The sequence below is a fragment of the Bacillus cereus group sp. BfR-BA-01316 genome (genome assembly GCF_022664195.1).
Taxonomy (GTDB): Bacteria; Bacillota; Bacilli; order Bacillales; family Bacillaceae_G; genus Bacillus_A.
Genome location: NZ_JAKUGX010000001.1, coordinates 220,174 through 236,424, shown reverse-complemented (window position 1 = coordinate 236,424; position 16,251 = coordinate 220,174). Strand labels below are relative to the sequence as shown.

Genomic DNA, 16,251 nt, shown 5'->3' with positions numbered 1-16,251 from the left:
AAATATGAAGAAAATTATTGTAATCAGGCATTGTTCAGCAACTGGACAAGAGCGTAATGCCGAATTAACAAACATGGGAAGAGACCAATCAAACACCGTTGCTACATTCCTCATAGCAAATCATCTACAAATAGATCATATTATTTCAAGCCCATTTGTCCGAGCTATCGATTCTATTCGGCCATATGCCCTCCAAGCTAATTTATCTATTCAAGAAGATGAACGGTTAGCAGAACGCATATTAAGCACTGTTTCAATGGATGATTGGCTTCAAAAACTAGAATACACTTTTACCAATATAGATATTGCCTTTTTGGGCGGAGAGTCAACAAAACAAGCGATGGATCGCGCAATCTCACTTATTCAGGAAGTTTTAAAGCTAGAGCATGACACAACATTACTCGTTACACACGGCAACTTACTCACATTAATTTTAAAGCACTTTGATCATACTATTGGCTTTGACGAATGGAAAACTTTAACGAATCCTGATATTTATGAAATTACACTTGATGAACAATCTATCATAAAACGATTATGGGAAGCGCCATCCAAGTAATATCCCTTTCCAATACATTCAGTTGACACCGCGAGAAGATATGGCGAGACTGCAGTAAAACATAGAGAGGGGTATCATTCAATATGTACGAAGACGTACTTTCTTTACTACATAAAACAAATGCTTCATATGAAAAGTTTGAACACGAACCAGTACTTGACTATGAGACTGATCGCATCGTTCGTGAAAGGCTCGGCTTACAAGGTACTCCAAGTAAAAGCCTATTTTTAAAATCAAAATCCGGGGCGTATTACGTATTCTTTACGTTAGAGGGAACTCGCCTCAACCGAGGAGAGATGAAAGAAATAACAGGAGAAAGCTTATCTCTCTGTTCTCCTGATGAGCTAAGAGAAGAGACTGGTTGCATGCCAGGATGTGTAGCTCCTTTCGGTTATTCACAAGATGTAACGATTATTGTGGACAGTTCAATTTATACTTACAAGAAAGTTTTAATCACACCTGGTGTACCTGAATTTACAATTGAATTATCCACAGAGGAATTAAAACGAATTTTATCAACGTGTCAAAATACAGTTTTAGAGTATAAGAAAAAAGAGAGCTAATCATTAGCTCTCTTTTTTCATTATTTCGCTTCTGCTACTTTTTCTTTTGCAGAACGTACTTGCTCGTCCGCATGATAAGAAGAACGTACAAGTGGACCAGCTTCACAGTGGCTAAATCCTTTGCTAAGTGCAATTTCTTTAAGCTCTGCAAATTCTGCTGGTGGGTAATATTTAATAACTGGTAAATGCTTCTTAGATGGTTGTAGGTATTGTCCAAGAGTTAAAATATCCACATTGTTTGCACGTAAGTCATCCATTGCTTCAATTAAATCTTCTCTTGTTTCACCTAAGCCCACCATAATGCTCGATTTAGTTGGAATATCAGGCTGCATTTCTTTTGCTCGACGTAAAAACTCTAATGAACGATCATATTTTGCTCTAGCGCGAACTCGGTTAGATAATCGACGTACTGTTTCAATGTTATGGTTCAAAATATCTGGTTTTGCATCCATTAACATTTTTAAGTTTTCTTCTACCCCACCCATATCAGATGGTAATACTTCGATTGACGTAAATGGATTTTTGCGACGAACAGCGCGTACTGTTTCAGCAAAAACAGCTGCCCCGCCATCCTTTAAATCATCACGTGCAACCGCTGTTATAACAACGTGCTTTAAGCCCATTTGTACTACAGAATCTGCTACGCGTTCTGGCTCTTGTAAATCAAGCTCAGTTGGCAAGCCTGTTTTAACCGCACAAAAACGACAAGCACGTGTACAAACCGCACCTAAGATCATAAATGTTGCTGTTTTCCTTACAGCCCAGCATTCATGAATATTCGGACATTTCGCCTCTTCACAAACTGTATGAAGATTCTTAGAACGCATCATTTTCTTTAAGCCTGTATAGTTTTCATTCGTGTTTAACTTAATTTTCAACCATTCGGGCTTGCGCTTATACTCTGTTTGTTTTGTCATGGTTATCAACTCCGCACAATATGAAATAGTTTACCGTGTTCGCTTCTTTCAATGTAACATATCTATTCTAACGCATGAAAGCGATTTGCTCAAATGAAGATTCTAAGATTTTTTCCAATCGTTCCCTATAATGAAATACTCCGTATATCCCACACTAAAAAGAGTGATGTTGTGAAAGGAGTCTATTTCATGCTTCGAAAAATTTCTCTTTTGCTTTCGATTTGCTTTCTTCTCCACCAAAACATCGCTTACGGTGAAGATAATCAGCAAAGCATATATGAAAAGCGCATGGCACTATATAAAGAAACTGAGCAATCTTCAAGTATTCCGTGGTATTACTTAGCTGCAATGGATCAATATGAAAGAAACATACGGGGCGTAAGAAAGGATATTCCGAAAAAACCAGATGCCATCATTTCCCTTTATTTCAAACCTGAAATATGGGCTGGACCTGTTAATAGTAATGATACTCTCCCCCATACGATTTCTCTATTTGGCGGAATGGGTTTAGATGGTGACAAAGATGGATTTGCAAATGCAAATAACGACCGTGATCTTCTGCATACAGCAGCAACCATTTTAAAGAAACAAGGAACGTCAGAAGACCGTATTAACATTATGCTTTGGGAATATTATAGACGTGCAAAAACAGTTGAATTAATTACAGAATACGCCCGAATTTATAAACATTATGGGCGCATTAATTTAGAAGGAAATGCTTTCCCTCTCCCTATTCGCAGTGACCATAGCTATCGTAGTACTTTTGGTGCTGGTAGAAGTTTTGGCGGCAGGAGAATTCATGAAGGAACCGATATTTTTGCTGGATATGGCGTACCTGTACGATCCACTTGCTATGGCGTTATTGAAACAAAAGGATGGAATCGTCTTGGTGGATGGCGCATTGGTATTCGTGATCTTCATAATAATTACCACTATTACGCTCATTTAGGCGGGTTCTCTAAAGAAATACAGCTCGGACAAATTGTCGAACCAGGAAAAGTAATCGGATTTGTCGGTAGTACTGGTTACGGTCCTCCTGGCACAGCTGGAAAGTTCCCACCCCACTTACATTTCGGCATGTATAAAGACAATGGCTATACAGAATGGGCTTTCGATCCATACATGCATTTAAGCCTTTGGGAACGAAAAGAACGAGCAAATACAAAACGATAACCGTAGCGAATTGCTACGGTTATTTTTTATCTGGTACAACAACTCCGCCACTTCCGTAATAAGTAGGCACCTCACCTTGAACGATGCGCGTCGCAATCGGAATATTTTGCTTCACCTTAATTTCTTTCGTGCGTAACGGAATCATAACTTGTAACGTCACTTCCACTTCCATAATAATTTTGATCGCTGTATTATTAATTCCTTGCGGCTCAACTAGCTGTTTAATATCCGTATTCACATGACCAATTGGCGTAAAATTAATCGGAATATCCGGCCCTATATTACCAAGAAGCGCATTATCGGTTATGCGTCCAAAAGGAATTGACATAGATACCCCATTCTCTTCAAAAATACCAAGTGCTTTCGTATCCCCTTTTTCTACTTGTTGTAAATATTTCTCTATGTATGCAGTAGTCGATGTTAATATTTCATTTACTTGTTTTGTATTTAAATCAATTGTAGATACTTTCCCATTCCTATCCGTTTGCACTTTCATTAATGAATCTACATCAAACCCTTCATTAATTCGGTCTTTTACCGCTTTCGTCATAACTGCTGTTGCCATTTTATGCGTCTCTGTTTCTCCATACTTAATTAACGCTGGCTGAATACTTTTATTTACAATCCATAAACCTTGAACTACCATTACGATAAAAATAATAAACGAAATAAGCAGTATATACCGAAAGGAAATCGGTCCCCTTCGCAACCGCGAATTGTTCGAACGAAATTTACGCATAAGAAAACCCTCCTTCTTATACTATTTCTATGCAAGAAAGAGGGACGATATATACTTATCTCATTTTTAATAGTGCATCTTTTCCAATCGTTCCTACTGGAATACCTAAAGCTTCTGCTCCAGTCGTTACCGATTCTAGTGGTGCTTCAAGAAGTTGTTCAATCGTTCTTACACCAACTGCACGGCCAGCAATAATTCCTCGATCTCCTAACTTCTCATTTAGAAGACCTACATCTAAAGCACCGCACATAATATATCCTTTATCGCTCATTACAGCTAGCAAATTTGTCTTTGGAAGTTTTACGCTAACAGCAATGAACGTATAGTTATCAATTATAATTGGCTCTACATTAACCATAGTTCACACTCCTCTCTTTCTTATCTTTATGACAAGAGAAAAATGAGTGTTACAAGTTAACTAGCCTATAGTTTGACTGAAGATGTATAAGTTATCAACATATCTGTTAACACATCTCTAAGTAATTCTGGCATATAATATTGTTTGTCAGAAAGTGTGGATAGCTCTGGGTATAAGTATCCGAATGTAAACATATCAATCGTTCCTACCGTATATATCCGGTCTAATTCCAGCGATTCGCCATTAATCAATACATCTTCTAGTAAAATTTTATTCCCTGGAATCGTATCTGGAATCACTTCCAAACCATCGTAAATCATTTTCCCCATTACTTTTCCACGAAATCCGAATCCTTTCACCTCAAGATTCTCCATATTCGGACGGCGCGCTTTCAAAATAACTTCTCTTAACGTTTTCCCTGGTACTTTTAATAGACATGGATTAATTGGATGTGGACAAATTCGATGAATATCTCCGCGCGTCACAACACCTTCATTTAATCCATCAAGAAGTACACCAGCGTTCACCATCCCAACATCCGCATTACACCACTCTTTAAGTGCACTTGCCAACATATGAGAAAATGACGTCTCCTTAAACCAATCGACCGGCAATGATTCTTTTAAATGAACGACAGGCTCAGCCATTATCTGTTTACTTTCTTCCTTTAGCATTTCAATTGTGGATAACGGCTCGCTATAAGCACCTAACCGTTCTGTCTTAATCGCTCTACCGTCTTTTTTCAAGAGTTGCTTCGTCTCTTTATCCACAGTAAGCTGAACGTGACCGACGTAATGTCCCCACTTTTCACAACAGCAAAGCAAAGTATCGTTTACAAGAACACCACGCTCAAATAAATGATGCGTATGTGCCCCTAAAATAACATCTATATCATAATGCTCCGCCATATACTCATCCATACTTTTTCCAAGATGAGAAAGCACAACCGTAATATGAGCTGTATCCTTAACTTCTTCTAAAATAGACTCTAAATGGATGATTGGATCTTCAATATGCCAATCTAACATATGATAAAACTCTGGATAAGCTACCGTTAATCCAATAAAGGCAATCGTAATCCCATCTGTCGTTGTATGTAATTTATAAGGCTTCGCCCATGCTGGACGTACGCCCTCTTTTTCAAATAAATTCGCTACGAGCACCTCAAACCCAGCATCATCATATAGACGATTCAAATGCTCCTTCGCTAATGTAATTCCTTCATTATTTCCGATCGTTACATAATCATATAACGCCTCATTTAATAACTTTGTATTCCCAAGTCCATTTGTCGCTTCCGAAATACTATGAAAACGATCCACATGATCGCCAATATCCACAGTTAAAACAGTCTCTCCCGCTTCCTGCCTTCGCTTTTTCTCCCCTAGTACAAACCGAGAAATTTGCGGCCAATTTTCAAAATGACTATGTATATCGTTTGTATGATAAAGGTGGATGATCGTTTCTTTATTTATATTCAGAGAAAAAACCTCCTCTCAGTTCCTTACTGCCATTTACGCTACACGTACGCAATAATCCTGTAAATACTTTTCGTCTTTTCTTGCTATTCTACATTGTACTCGCATTATAAGAAAAAGCAAAAGATTCTCCTTTCAACATGGAAAATTTCACATTATCATCTATGTAAGGAGGTGTTCTCTATTAATCGATATAGTTTTCTCTCACTATGGTTTTCATTAGCAGGAGGCATTTTATTTATCACTTCCGTACTTTACTTGCCTAATCTATTTCTATTTATTAGTGTCCCACTTATTATTCTCGGCCTCATATTCAGCATGATTGCCCTATGTAAAAACGAAGAGAGCAAATTAAGATTTATCGGTATCTTCGTCTTACTTATATTAGTTATTTTTATATTAGTATGCGTTCCTTTTATATTTGTAGCGTTTGGATTTTAGAGCCGTCTTTTGATGGCTCTTTTCACGTATTAAGGGGTATTTTCGGCCGTCCTCCATGTCTTTGTCGACAAGTCGATATATTTGAATAATCGTTGATACATTTAGCTAAATACTAAGTGGGGTATCTACGCCCGAGCTCCATATATAACATAAAAAAGCGCCCTGCATAGCAGGGCGCTTTCATATTTCTATTTAACCAATAGAACCTTCCATCTCAAACTTGATTAGGCGGTTCATTTCTACTGCGTATTCCATTGGAAGCTCGCGAGTAAATGGTTCGATGAAGCCCATTACGATCATTTCTGTAGCTTCTTGCTCAGAAATACCGCGGCTCATTAGGTAGAATAATTGTTCTTCTGACACTTTAGATACTTTCGCTTCGTGCTCAAGTGAAACGTAATCGTTTTTGATTTCGTTATAAGGAATTGTATCAGATGTAGATTGGTTATCCATGATTAACGTGTCACACTCAATATTAGAACGAGAGTTTTTCGCTTTTGGTCCGAATTGTACGATACCACGGTAAGTTACTTTACCACCATGCTTCGCAATCGATTTAGAAACGATTGTTGAAGATGTGTTTGGTGCTAAGTGAATCATTTTCGCACCAGCATCTTGGTGTTGGCCTTTACCAGCAATCGCGATAGATAATGTTAAACCACGAGCGCCTTCGCCTTTTAAGATAACTGCTGGGTATTTCATCGTTAATTTAGATCCGATGTTACCGTCAATCCATTCCATCGTTGCGTTTTCTTCACAAACCGCACGTTTTGTAACTAGGTTGTATACGTTGTTCGCCCAGTTTTGGATTGTTGTATAACGGCAATATGCATCTTTCTTAATGATGATTTCTACTACCGCACTATGCAGTGAGTTAGTCGTGTAAACAGGTGCAGTACAACCTTCTACGTAGTGTACATGTGCGCCTTCGTCTACGATGATAAGCGTACGCTCGAATTGTCCCATATTTTCAGAGTTAATACGGAAATACGCTTGAAGTGGTGTATCAACTTTAATACCTTTTGGAACGTAGATGAATGATCCACCAGACCAAACTGCAGAGTTTAATGCAGAGAATTTGTTGTCTGTTGGTGGGATTATTTTTCCGAAATGCTCGCGGAAAATATCTTCGTTCTCTTTTAATGCGCTATCTGTATCTTTGAAGACGATTCCTAGAGCTTCTAGGTCTTCTTTCATGTTGTGGTATACAACTTCAGATTCGTACTGTGCAGATACACCAGCTAAATATTTTTGCTCAGCTTCAGGAATACCTAATTTATCAAATGTCGCTTTAATTTCCTCAGGTACTTCATCCCAAGACTTCTCAGATTTCTCAGATGGTTTTACGTAGTACGTAATTTCATCGAAATCTAAGTCGTTTAAGTCGCCGCCCCATTGTGGCATTGGCATTTCATAGAACTTATCCAGTGATTTTAAACGGAAGTCTAACATCCACTGTGGTTCTTCTTTCATACGTGAAATCTCTTCAACGATTTCTTTTGTTAAACCGCGTCCAGCACGGAAAATCGAAACGTCTTTATCCTTGAAACCATATTTATAATCGCCGATATCTGGCAGTTGCTTCGCCATGTTGGTGTGTCCCTCCTTATATAACCTCGTTTTTAGGAACCTTTAACATTACTTATCTTCGTTTAAGCCCTTTTCTAACGCTTTCCACGCTAATGTTGCACATTTAATACGTGCCGGGAACTTGCATACGCCTTGTAATGCTTCAATATCTCCTAAATCAATGCTGTCATCATACTCTTTTCCTAGCATCATGTCAGAGAAAATTTTAGAAAGCTGAAGTGCTTCTTCAATTTTCTTTCCTTTTACTGCTTGTGTCATCATTGAAGCTGAAGACATTGAAATTGAACATCCTTCGCCTTCAAACTTCGCTTCTTGTACAATACCCTCTTCTACTTTCATCGTAAGTTGAATACGATCGCCGCAAGTTGGATTGTTCAAGTTAACGGTAACACTATCTTCTAACACGCCATGGTTACGAGGATTTTTGTAATGATCCATAATAACTTGACGATATAACGTATCTAAATTATTAAATGACATTTGTGAAATACTCCTTTGTCTTGATTAGCGATTCAACAAATGTATCAATTTCTTCTTTTGTATTATATAAATAGAAGCTCGCACGTGCTGTTGAAGAAGCTTTTAGCCACTTCATAAGTGGTTGTGCACAGTGATGTCCTGCGCGAACCGCAATGCCTTCTACATCTAATACAGTTGCTACATCGTGAGGATGTACGTCTTCAATATTAAATGTAACTAGACCAGCGCGATGCTTTGGACCATAAATTGTAACGCCATCTACTTCTGATAGTCTTTCTAAAGCGTATTGCGCTAATTCATGTTCATGCTTTTCAATATTATGAAGACCGATTTCTTCTAAGAAATCAATTGCCGCACCAAGTCCGATTGCATTACCGATAATCGGTGTACCTGCTTCGAACTTCCACGGAAGCTCTTTCCAAGTAGACTCTTGTAAGTCTACGAAATCAATCATTTCACCACCAAATTCAATTGGTTCCATATTGTTTAGCAATTCTTTCTTACCATATAATACGCCGACACCTGTTGGTCCGCACATCTTATGAGCAGATAATGCGTAGAAATCACAGTTTAAATCTTGTACATCCACTTTCATATGAGGTGCACTTTGTGCTCCATCAACGATCATGATTGCACCGTTTTCATGTGCGATTGCTCCGATTTCTTTTACAGGGTTAATCGTTCCAAGTACGTTTGACACGTGCATAATAGAAACGATTTTTGTATTCGGTGTAAATGTTTGACGAACATCTTCTAAAGAAATTGTACCGTCTAGTTGAAGCGGAAGGTATTTTAAAGTTGCGCCAGTTTTCTTCGCAACTTGTTGCCACGGAATGATGTTACTATGGTGCTCCATGTAAGAGATGACGATTTCATCGCCTTCTTTTACATTATCAAGACCATAGCTAGCTGCTACTGTATTTAATGCAGTTGTCGTTCCGCGCGTGAAAATAATCTCTTCCATTGATTTCGCATTAATAAACTTGCGAACTTTCTCACGTGCACCTTCATACGCGTCGGTAGCTTTCGTACCGAGCGTATGAACACCGCGATGCACGTTAGAATTATATTCTTTATAATAACGTTCTAACGTTTCAATGACTTGAATTGGTTTTTGAGAAGTTGCTGCACTATCGAAATAAACAAGTTGTTTGCCGTTCACTTTTTGATCAAGAATTGGAAACTGTTTGCGTATTTCATGAATATTCATTAGCGAACTTTCCTTTCAATTACCTCAACAAGCTGTGCTTTTACTCCTTCAATTGGAAGCTCATTTACTACAGGTGCTAAGAATCCATGGATGACTAAACGTTCTGCTTCGCGTTTTGGAATCCCACGGCTCATCAAGTAGTATAATTGGTATGGATCTACGCGGCCTACTGAAGCTGCGTGACCTGCCATTACATCATCTTCGTCGATTAAAAGAATTGGGTTTGCATCACCGCGAGCTTTCTCATCTAACATAAGAACGCGAGAAGATTGTTGTGCATTTGATTTAGATGCACCGTGTTCAATCTTACCAATTCCATTAAAGATAGATGTTGCACTATCTTTTTGTACTCCGTGTTTTAAAATCCAACCTTCAGAGTGTTTACCGAAGTGAACAACTTTAGTTGTAAAGTTTTGTGTTTGGTTACCACGGCCAATTGTTACTGTTTTTGTATCAGCAAATGATCCGTCGCCCATTAAGTTCGTAACGTTCTCTGAGATTGTATTTCCGTCATTCATAAGGCCTAGAGCCCAATCAATACGGCCGTCGCGTCCAACAATGCCGCGGCGGTTAACGTAAGTTGTTACATCTTTCGCTAATAAATCAACCGCACCGAATTTCACTTGTGCGCCTTGTTCCACGATTACTTCTGCTACGATATTTGCAATACCTTTAGCATTTTCATTTGCAACGTAGTTTTCTACATAAGTTGCAGTACTGTTCGCATCAGCTACGAATAATACGTGGTTATATACGTTAGCTTCTTCGCCGTCTACTAAGAATACAGCTTGAAGTGGAGTTTCAAGAACAACGTTTTTCGGAACATATACGAATGCACCGCCGTTGATTAATGCAGCATGAAGTGCAGTTAGACGATGTTCGTCTACTTTCACGCCGTCTTTCATTAAGTACTTTTGTACTAGTTCAGTATGCTCTGTTGCAGCTGTTACGATGTCTGTAAAAATAACACCTTTTTCTTTCGCTTCGTCTGCTAAAGAAACGAACGCAGTTGTACCAGTACGTTGTACCAATACGCTGTTATTTTCATCGATTAAGTTTTTCACTGCCTCTGGAAGCTCTGTTAAAGAACTTACAGGCTCTTGCTTAGCAGCGTCGCCTTTTCCGATAAAGTCCCATTTGTCAATTTTCGTTTTATCAGGCGTTGGCATTGGAAGTTCAGTTGCTTGTGCAAGAGCTTGTAAGCGGAACTCAGTCAACCAAGCAGCTTCGTTTACTTCGCTTGCGCGCTGACGGATTGTTTCTTGATCGAAAGGTAATGTACCGATTGTCATGTTTATGCTCCTCTCTTACGCTTCTTGCTCTGCTGTTTCGTCTTCAATACCTAATTCTTTTTTAATCCAGTCGTAACCTTCAGCTTCTAGACGTTGTGCAAGCTCAGGGCCACCAGATTTAACGATACGACCGTTCATCATAACGTGAACGAAGTCTGGAGTGATGTAGTTTAATAGACGTTGGTAATGCGTAATCATTAGGCAACCGAAATCTTCACCGCGCATTTGGTTAATACCTTTAGATACAACTTTTAATGCATCGATATCAAGACCAGAGTCGATTTCATCTAAGATTGCGATTTTTGGCTCAATCATCATTAATTGAAGAATCTCGTTACGTTTTTTCTCACCACCAGAGAAACCTTCGTTTAAGTAACGTTGTGCCATTTCTGGATCCATTTCTAGGAATTCCATGTTTTTATCTAATGTACGGATAAATTTCATAAGAGAAATTTCTTCGCCTTCTTCACGACGTGCATTAATTGCAGAACGTAAGAAGTCAGCGTTTGTTACTCCGCTAATTTCACTTGGATATTGCATTGCTAGGAATAGACCTGCTTGCGCGCGCTCGTCTACTTCCATTTCTAATACATCTTCACCGTCGATGATGATGCTACCTTCTGTTACTTCATACTTTGGGTGACCCATAATTGCAGAAGATAAAGTTGATTTACCTGTTCCGTTAGGTCCCATGATTGCGTGGATTTCTCCACCTTTTACTTCAAGGTTTACACCCTTTAAAATTTCTTTGCCATCAATTGATACATGTAAGTCTTTAACCGTTAATGTAGAACCAGCCATCTCAATACCTCCATTAATCCTATATATACATTTTAAAAATTACTAAAACGTTCATATTCTCATTTTATTCTCATTCTAATCTTATATCAAATAAAATGATATCGCAAACGCTGAAAAAATGTAACAATTTTTTCACAAATGTATATAAGTATTTCCCTTGCATCCTTATATGATACACCTTTCTTCTTATTTATATAAAGAAAAAAGAACTGGTAATTTCCAGTCCTTTCCTGCACTTATTCATTTACCGGAAGTACAGCACCTTTATATTCTTTATTAATAAAATCTTGAATTTCTTTTGAATGTAGTACTTCTACTAGTTCTTTAATTTCTTTTTTCTTCTCATCGCCTTTACGAACTGCAATAATATTTGCATAAGGAGAGTCTGATCCTTCAATTGCAATTGCATCCTTTTTCGGATTTAATTTTGCATCAATTGCGTAGTTTGAATTAATAAATAAAGCATCACCTTCATTGTTTTCGTACAGCTTCGGTGAAAGTCCAGGTTCTACATCTGTTTTAAACTTTAAATTTTTCGGGTTTTCTACAACATCTTTTACTGTCGCTTTAACAACATCTACACCGTCTTTTAATTTAATAACGCCGCCTTTTTGTAACAACGCTAACATACGACCACGCTCAGCTACGTTATTACTCATAATAACCGTTCCTCCATCTGGAAGCTCTTTTAAGCTTTTATATTTCTTAGAATAAATGCCCATTGGCTCTAAATGAATTTTTCCTGCGTTTACAATTTTATATCCTTTTTCTTGAATTTCTTTATCTAAATACGGAATGTGTTGAAAGTAGTTCGCATCAATTTCTTTATCCGCTAACGCTTTATTCGGTAACACATAGTCCTGGAATTTTTTAATCTCTAATTTAATACCTTTTTTCTCTAATATCGGTTGTGCTTTCTCTAAAATAACAGCGTGCGGCACGTTAGAAGCTCCAACAACAAGCTTATTCTCCTCTTTCCCCCCGCAGGCAGCTAATGTAAATACAGACAGTGCTGTAACAGCTGACAGTATAATCTTTTTCATATGACGTCTCCCCTTCTCCCCTATAGTTATGTAGTTAGAAAAAAGAGCCGGCATACACCAGCCCTTCTTCAAACGATTATTCTTTTACAGGAACAACTGCCCCTTTATATTCTTTATTAATAAAATCTTCAATTTCTTTAGAATGCAGCACTTCTACAAGAGCTTTAATTTCTTTCTTATCTTTATCGCCTTTACGAACTGCTACTACGTTTGCGTACGGTGAATCACTACCTTCAATTGCAATTGCGTCTTTTTCTGGATTTAATTTCGCATCAATTGCATAGTTAGAGTTAATTAGAACTGCATCGCCTTCTTTATTGTTATACACTTGTGGTAATAAACCAGGCTCGATATCCGTTTTGAATTTTAAGTTTTTCGGATTATCTGCAATATCTTTCGGAGTCGCTTTAACTGGATCTACTCCGTCTTTAATTTTTAAAATGCCTTCTTTTTGTAAAATTGCTAAACCACGTCCATGATCAGCAACAGAATTACTCATAATAATTGTCGCCCCGTCTGGAAGTTCTTTTAAGCTCTTATATTTTTGAGAGTACACGCCAATTGGTTCTAAATGAATTTTCCCCGCTATTTCAAAATCATATTTTTTATCTTTAATTTCTTTTTCTAAATACGGAATGTGCTGGAAGTAGTTTGCATCTAAATCCTTATCCGCCAATGATTTATTCGGCAACACGTAATCTTGGAATTTTTTAATTTCTAACTCAATTCCTTTTTTCTCAAGTAACGGCTTTGCCTTTTCTAAAATAACAGCGTGCGGTACGTTAGAAGCACCAACAACTAGTTTCTTTTCATCTTTATCTTTCCCACCACAAGCAGCTAGCCCAAAAATCGAAGTTGTAATAAGTGCTGTAAGTAATAATTTTTTCATTTGAAATACCCTCCCGTTTTTCATTATCTTTTATCTATTCGAGTCGTTACACTATCACCAATCCACTGAATGAAAAATACAACTAGTAATACACAAATTGTCGCAACGATTGTTACATCGTTATTTCCTCGCTGGAACCCTTCTAAATAAGCAAGTGTTCCAAGGCCACCAGCACCAACAACACCTGCCATTGCTGTATAACCTACTAAAGCAATTGTCGTTACCGTAATACCAGATACTAATGCTGGTAACGCTTCTGGAATTAATACTTTCAAAATGATTGTGCTTGTTTTTGCTCCCATTGCTTTTGAAGCTTCAATTACACCTTTATCAATTTCACGAAGTGCGATTTCAACCATTCTCGCGTAAAATGGTGCCGCTCCAATAATTAAAGCTGGCAGCGCTGCACTCGCTCCGAGAATTGTTCCGAGAAGAATCTTTGTGAATGGGATTAATAAAATAATTAAAATGATGAACGGTATAGAACGGAAAATGTTTACAAACGCTCCAATCACCGTATTAATCGCTTTATTTTCCCATAAATTATCTTTCGCTGTCATAAAGAGTAATAGTCCTAAAATAAGTCCTAAAACAAATGTGGCAAGCGCTGCGATTGCCGTCATATATAACGTTTCACCAGTTGCTTCTAACATTTGATTCCAATCAACATTTGCGATTAACTTATCCATGTGCAATCACCTCCAGCTCTACTTGATCTTGATGAATCCCTTCTATTGCTTGCTGGATTGCTGTTTCTTCACCATTTAAATGAACGACTAAACTTCCGTAAGAGCCGTTATTCGTTTGTGCGATATTTCCTTGCAAAATGCTAACTTCTATATCACCGCGCTGCATTAACCTTTGAAGTACCGGTCTTTCTACCGCTTCACCGACAAACTGCAAACGAATTACTTTTCCATCTGGATACTTTTCTATTAAACTTTCAATCGTTTCATTCGTATCTTCAGAATCAGTTAACTGCTGTACAAATCGTTTTGTAATGTCTTGCTGTGGATTACGGAATACGTCAAGTACTGGACCCGTTTCTACGATCTTCCCTTTCTCCATTACAGCAACTCGATTACAAATTTTGCGAATAACGTGCATCTCATGCGTAATCAATACAATTGTTAATCCGAGACGCTTATTAATATCTAACAATAAATCCAAAATTTGATCCGTCGTTTCCGGATCAAGAGCTGACGTTGCTTCATCACATAAAAGTACTTGTGGATTGTTAGCTAACGCTCTTGCAATCCCGACGCGCTGCTTTTGTCCACCACTTAGCTGAGATGGGTACGCGTCTCCTCTTCCCTCTAATCCAACAAGATGAATTAACTCATCGACACGTTTTCTTCTCTCCGCCTTATCGACACCTGCAATTTCAAGTGGGAATGCGATATTTTCACGCACAGTTCGTGACCAAAGTAAGTTGAAATGCTGAAAAATCATTCCGATTTCTTGTCTTGCCTTACGAAGTTCATTTCCAGTAATTGCTGAAATCACACGATTCGCAATTGTAATTTGCCCAGACGTTGGTTTCTCTAACTGATTAAACAATCGGATTAAAGAACTTTTCCCAGCGCCACTATATCCGATAACACCAAATATTTCGCCTTTCTCTATTTGTAAGTTGGCGTTATCTACAGCAGTGACATCACCGCTTTTTGCCTTATATATTTTCTTTACATTCTCTAATAAAATCATGGTGTATCACCCCTTTTTTAAATAAAAAGCGCAAGCGGCTCGTTTAGAACAAGAGGGCGTTGGAATCCCTGACGTAGAGGCGCTTTTTGCCTCATAGGAAGGGATGAAACGACCGACTGTTCTAGCCGCTGGAGCTAGATTTCATAAAGATTTTAGATTTACTCCGCAATTTTTTATTTTTGATGCGTGTAATCTATCGCTACTGCTCATCTTGCTGTTTGAATGTCCTCCGCATTCAAACAACAAAAAAACCTTTCCGCTTCTAGAGAAGCAGAAAGGTTTATATGCGTATATAACAACATTATACCTCTCTCTCATCTCTCAAAGCATTTGCTTTGCAGGAATTGGCACCATTTCAACATAAGTTGACGGTTGCCGGGCTTCACAGGGCACAGTCCCTCCACCTCTCTTAATAAGAGAAATCAGATTAAATTTTCGTCTGATTTAAAATTTATGAAATTGTCTATATTTTATGAATTGAATTGTATCAATATCCACATGCTGTGTCAACAGAAATTTTCGTAAAAAAAGAAACTTCAGAATTTTAAGCTCCGACTGACATCGGTTTACATATATGAAACATCGATTCAACTAATAACATCGTTCGATACGTTCCAGAATATTGTACCCGTCCATCACTCATTAACTTTTGCAACCTCATATTTCCAGTCACTAATTTTTGTACATCCTCTTCCTCTAAACAAACGATTTGTTCCGTTCCTCTCGCCTCTTTCAAAAGTTCTATATAATCTCTTGAAATTTGTAACGAACAGCATTCATCTCCAAAACGAAAATTAACAGTTCTTTCTCCTTGCCTTAAAAGCGGTTCTAAATGATATTGACCATTAGCGTAATTTACAAATGATTGCAGCAAAGAATATAATTTCATCCTAAATCACATCCCTCATATCACTTTCTATTACATACCATTCCCTCTTATTAAAGAGCAATCCTGTTACTTTCGCTCGACAAATACTGTATCTATCACGCATGTCGACATATTTCCCAAGA

Annotated in this window: 17 protein-coding genes and 1 riboswitch; of the genes, 3 read left to right on the top strand and 14 right to left on the bottom strand. The window is 37.9% G+C overall.

Annotated elements, in window-relative coordinates; translation table 11 throughout:
• Nucleotides 1–4: 4 nt before the first annotated feature.
• Nucleotides 5–559, top strand: a complete 555-nt coding sequence (locus tag MR071_RS01200) for a histidine phosphatase family protein (protein WP_105585503.1) — start codon at nt 5–7, stop codon at nt 557–559.
• 83 nt (nt 560–642) lie between these two features.
• Complete coding sequence (locus tag MR071_RS01195) at nt 643–1,122, top strand: YbaK/EbsC family protein (RefSeq protein WP_105585504.1); 480 nt, start codon at nt 643–645, stop codon at nt 1,120–1,122.
• A 20-nt stretch (nt 1,123–1,142) separates the two neighbouring features.
• Here the strand turns inward: MR071_RS01195 and lipA are convergent, their stop codons facing one another.
• Nucleotides 1,143–2,039 (bottom strand): lipoyl synthase, encoded by an 897-nt coding sequence (gene lipA, locus MR071_RS01190; RefSeq protein WP_105585505.1) that lies wholly within the window; start codon nt 2,037–2,039, stop codon nt 1,143–1,145.
• A gap of 189 nt (nt 2,040–2,228) precedes the next feature.
• Here lipA and MR071_RS01185 point away from each other — a divergent pair, with 189 nt between their 5' ends.
• Entirely contained in the window at nt 2,229–3,212 is a 984-nt protein-coding gene (locus tag MR071_RS01185) for a M23 family metallopeptidase (RefSeq protein WP_105585506.1), read from the top strand.
• Nucleotides 3,213–3,231: 19 nt separating this feature from the next.
• Here the strand turns inward: MR071_RS01185 and yunB are convergent, their stop codons facing one another.
• The 13 genes from yunB to MR071_RS01120 form a co-directional block, all read right to left on the bottom strand.
• The gene (gene yunB / locus MR071_RS01180; RefSeq protein WP_105585507.1) at nt 3,232–3,951 is read right to left on the bottom strand and encodes a sporulation protein YunB; all 720 of its coding nucleotides are present in this window, start codon (nt 3,949–3,951) and stop codon (nt 3,232–3,234) included.
• 55 nt (nt 3,952–4,006) lie between these two features.
• Nucleotides 4,007–4,309, bottom strand: a complete 303-nt coding sequence (locus tag MR071_RS01175) for a YunC family protein (protein WP_002015926.1) — start codon at nt 4,307–4,309, stop codon at nt 4,007–4,009.
• A 65-nt stretch (nt 4,310–4,374) separates the two neighbouring features.
• Complete coding sequence (locus MR071_RS01170) at nt 4,375–5,766, bottom strand: bifunctional metallophosphatase/5'-nucleotidase (protein WP_105585508.1); 1,392 nt, start codon at nt 5,764–5,766, stop codon at nt 4,375–4,377.
• Nucleotides 5,767–6,420: 654 nt separating this feature from the next.
• Entirely contained in the window at nt 6,421–7,818 is a 1,398-nt protein-coding gene (gene sufB / locus MR071_RS01165) for a Fe-S cluster assembly protein SufB (RefSeq protein WP_070145358.1), read from the bottom strand.
• A gap of 48 nt (nt 7,819–7,866) precedes the next feature.
• Entirely contained in the window at nt 7,867–8,298 is a 432-nt protein-coding gene (gene sufU, locus MR071_RS01160; protein WP_000009523.1) for a Fe-S cluster assembly sulfur transfer protein SufU, read from the bottom strand.
• Nucleotides 8,288–9,508: a cysteine desulfurase SufS gene (gene sufS, locus MR071_RS01155; RefSeq protein WP_242234669.1), complete on the bottom strand. Its 1,221-nt coding sequence runs from the start codon at nt 9,506–9,508 to the stop codon at nt 8,288–8,290. The genes sufU and sufS overlap by 11 nt, the downstream gene beginning before the upstream one ends.
• Nucleotides 9,508–10,800, bottom strand: coding sequence for a Fe-S cluster assembly protein SufD (sufD, locus tag MR071_RS01150; protein WP_105585509.1), 1,293 nt, complete (start codon nt 10,798–10,800; stop codon nt 9,508–9,510). Before sufD ends, sufS begins: the two co-directional genes overlap by 1 nt.
• A 15-nt stretch (nt 10,801–10,815) precedes the next feature.
• Nucleotides 10,816–11,601, bottom strand: a complete 786-nt coding sequence (gene sufC / locus MR071_RS01145; RefSeq protein ID WP_002112662.1) for a Fe-S cluster assembly ATPase SufC — start codon at nt 11,599–11,601, stop codon at nt 10,816–10,818.
• A gap of 236 nt (nt 11,602–11,837) precedes the next feature.
• Nucleotides 11,838–12,644, bottom strand: a complete 807-nt coding sequence (metQ, locus tag MR071_RS01140; RefSeq protein WP_105585510.1) for a methionine ABC transporter substrate-binding lipoprotein MetQ — start codon at nt 12,642–12,644, stop codon at nt 11,838–11,840.
• A gap of 76 nt (nt 12,645–12,720) precedes the next feature.
• On the bottom strand, nt 12,721–13,533 hold the full coding sequence (gene metQ, locus MR071_RS01135; protein WP_105585511.1) for a methionine ABC transporter substrate-binding lipoprotein MetQ: 813 nt from the start codon (nt 13,531–13,533) through the stop codon (nt 12,721–12,723).
• A gap of 23 nt (nt 13,534–13,556) precedes the next feature.
• Complete coding sequence (locus MR071_RS01130) at nt 13,557–14,222, bottom strand: methionine ABC transporter permease (protein WP_071770926.1); 666 nt, start codon at nt 14,220–14,222, stop codon at nt 13,557–13,559.
• Nucleotides 14,215–15,240 carry a methionine ABC transporter ATP-binding protein gene (locus MR071_RS01125; protein WP_061673671.1) on the bottom strand — a complete coding sequence of 342 codons (1,026 nt, stop codon included), beginning with the start codon at nt 15,238–15,240 and terminating at the stop codon, nt 14,215–14,217. Before MR071_RS01125 ends, MR071_RS01130 begins: the two co-directional genes overlap by 8 nt.
• Before the next feature lie 311 nt (nt 15,241–15,551).
• Nucleotides 15,552–15,659: riboswitch (SAM riboswitch) on the bottom strand.
• Between the two features lie 125 nt (nt 15,660–15,784).
• A complete protein-coding gene (locus MR071_RS01120) occupies nt 15,785–16,129 on the bottom strand; it encodes a hypothetical protein (protein ID WP_002015939.1) in 345 nt (114 codons plus the stop codon).
• Nucleotides 16,130–16,251: the final 122 nt, after the last annotated feature.

Excerpts from the sequence above, each read along its gene's own strand:
- MR071_RS01200 (WP_105585503.1), top strand. The coding sequence starts at position 5 with ATGAAGAAAATTATTGTAATCAGGCATTGTTCAGCAACTGGACAAGAG.
- MR071_RS01195 (WP_105585504.1), top strand. The coding sequence starts at position 643 with ATGTACGAAGACGTACTTTCTTTACTACATAAAACAAATGCTTCATAT.
- lipA (WP_105585505.1), bottom strand. The coding sequence starts at position 2,039 with ATGACAAAACAAACAGAGTATAAGCGCAAGCCCGAATGGTTGAAAATT.
- MR071_RS01185 (WP_105585506.1), top strand. The coding sequence starts at position 2,229 with ATGCTTCGAAAAATTTCTCTTTTGCTTTCGATTTGCTTTCTTCTCCAC.
- yunB (WP_105585507.1), bottom strand. The coding sequence starts at position 3,951 with ATGCGTAAATTTCGTTCGAACAATTCGCGGTTGCGAAGGGGACCGATT.
- MR071_RS01175 (WP_002015926.1), bottom strand. The coding sequence starts at position 4,309 with ATGGTTAATGTAGAGCCAATTATAATTGATAACTATACGTTCATTGCT.
- sufB (WP_070145358.1), bottom strand. The coding sequence starts at position 7,818 with ATGGCGAAGCAACTGCCAGATATCGGCGATTATAAATATGGTTTCAAG.
- sufU (WP_000009523.1), bottom strand. The coding sequence starts at position 8,298 with ATGTCATTTAATAATTTAGATACGTTATATCGTCAAGTTATTATGGAT.
- sufS (WP_242234669.1), bottom strand. The coding sequence starts at position 9,508 with ATGAATATTCATGAAATACGCAAACAGTTTCCAATTCTTGATCAAAAA.
- sufD (WP_105585509.1), bottom strand. The coding sequence starts at position 10,800 with ATGACAATCGGTACATTACCTTTCGATCAAGAAACAATCCGTCAGCGC.
- sufC (WP_002112662.1), bottom strand. The coding sequence starts at position 11,601 with ATGGCTGGTTCTACATTAACGGTTAAAGACTTACATGTATCAATTGAT.
- metQ (WP_105585510.1), bottom strand. The coding sequence starts at position 12,644 with ATGAAAAAGATTATACTGTCAGCTGTTACAGCACTGTCTGTATTTACA.
- metQ (WP_105585511.1), bottom strand. The coding sequence starts at position 13,533 with ATGAAAAAATTATTACTTACAGCACTTATTACAACTTCGATTTTTGGG.
- MR071_RS01130 (WP_071770926.1), bottom strand. The coding sequence starts at position 14,222 with ATGGATAAGTTAATCGCAAATGTTGATTGGAATCAAATGTTAGAAGCA.
- MR071_RS01125 (WP_061673671.1), bottom strand. The coding sequence starts at position 15,240 with ATGATTTTATTAGAGAATGTAAAGAAAATATATAAGGCAAAAAGCGGT.
- MR071_RS01120 (WP_002015939.1), bottom strand. The coding sequence starts at position 16,129 with ATGAAATTATATTCTTTGCTGCAATCATTTGTAAATTACGCTAATGGT.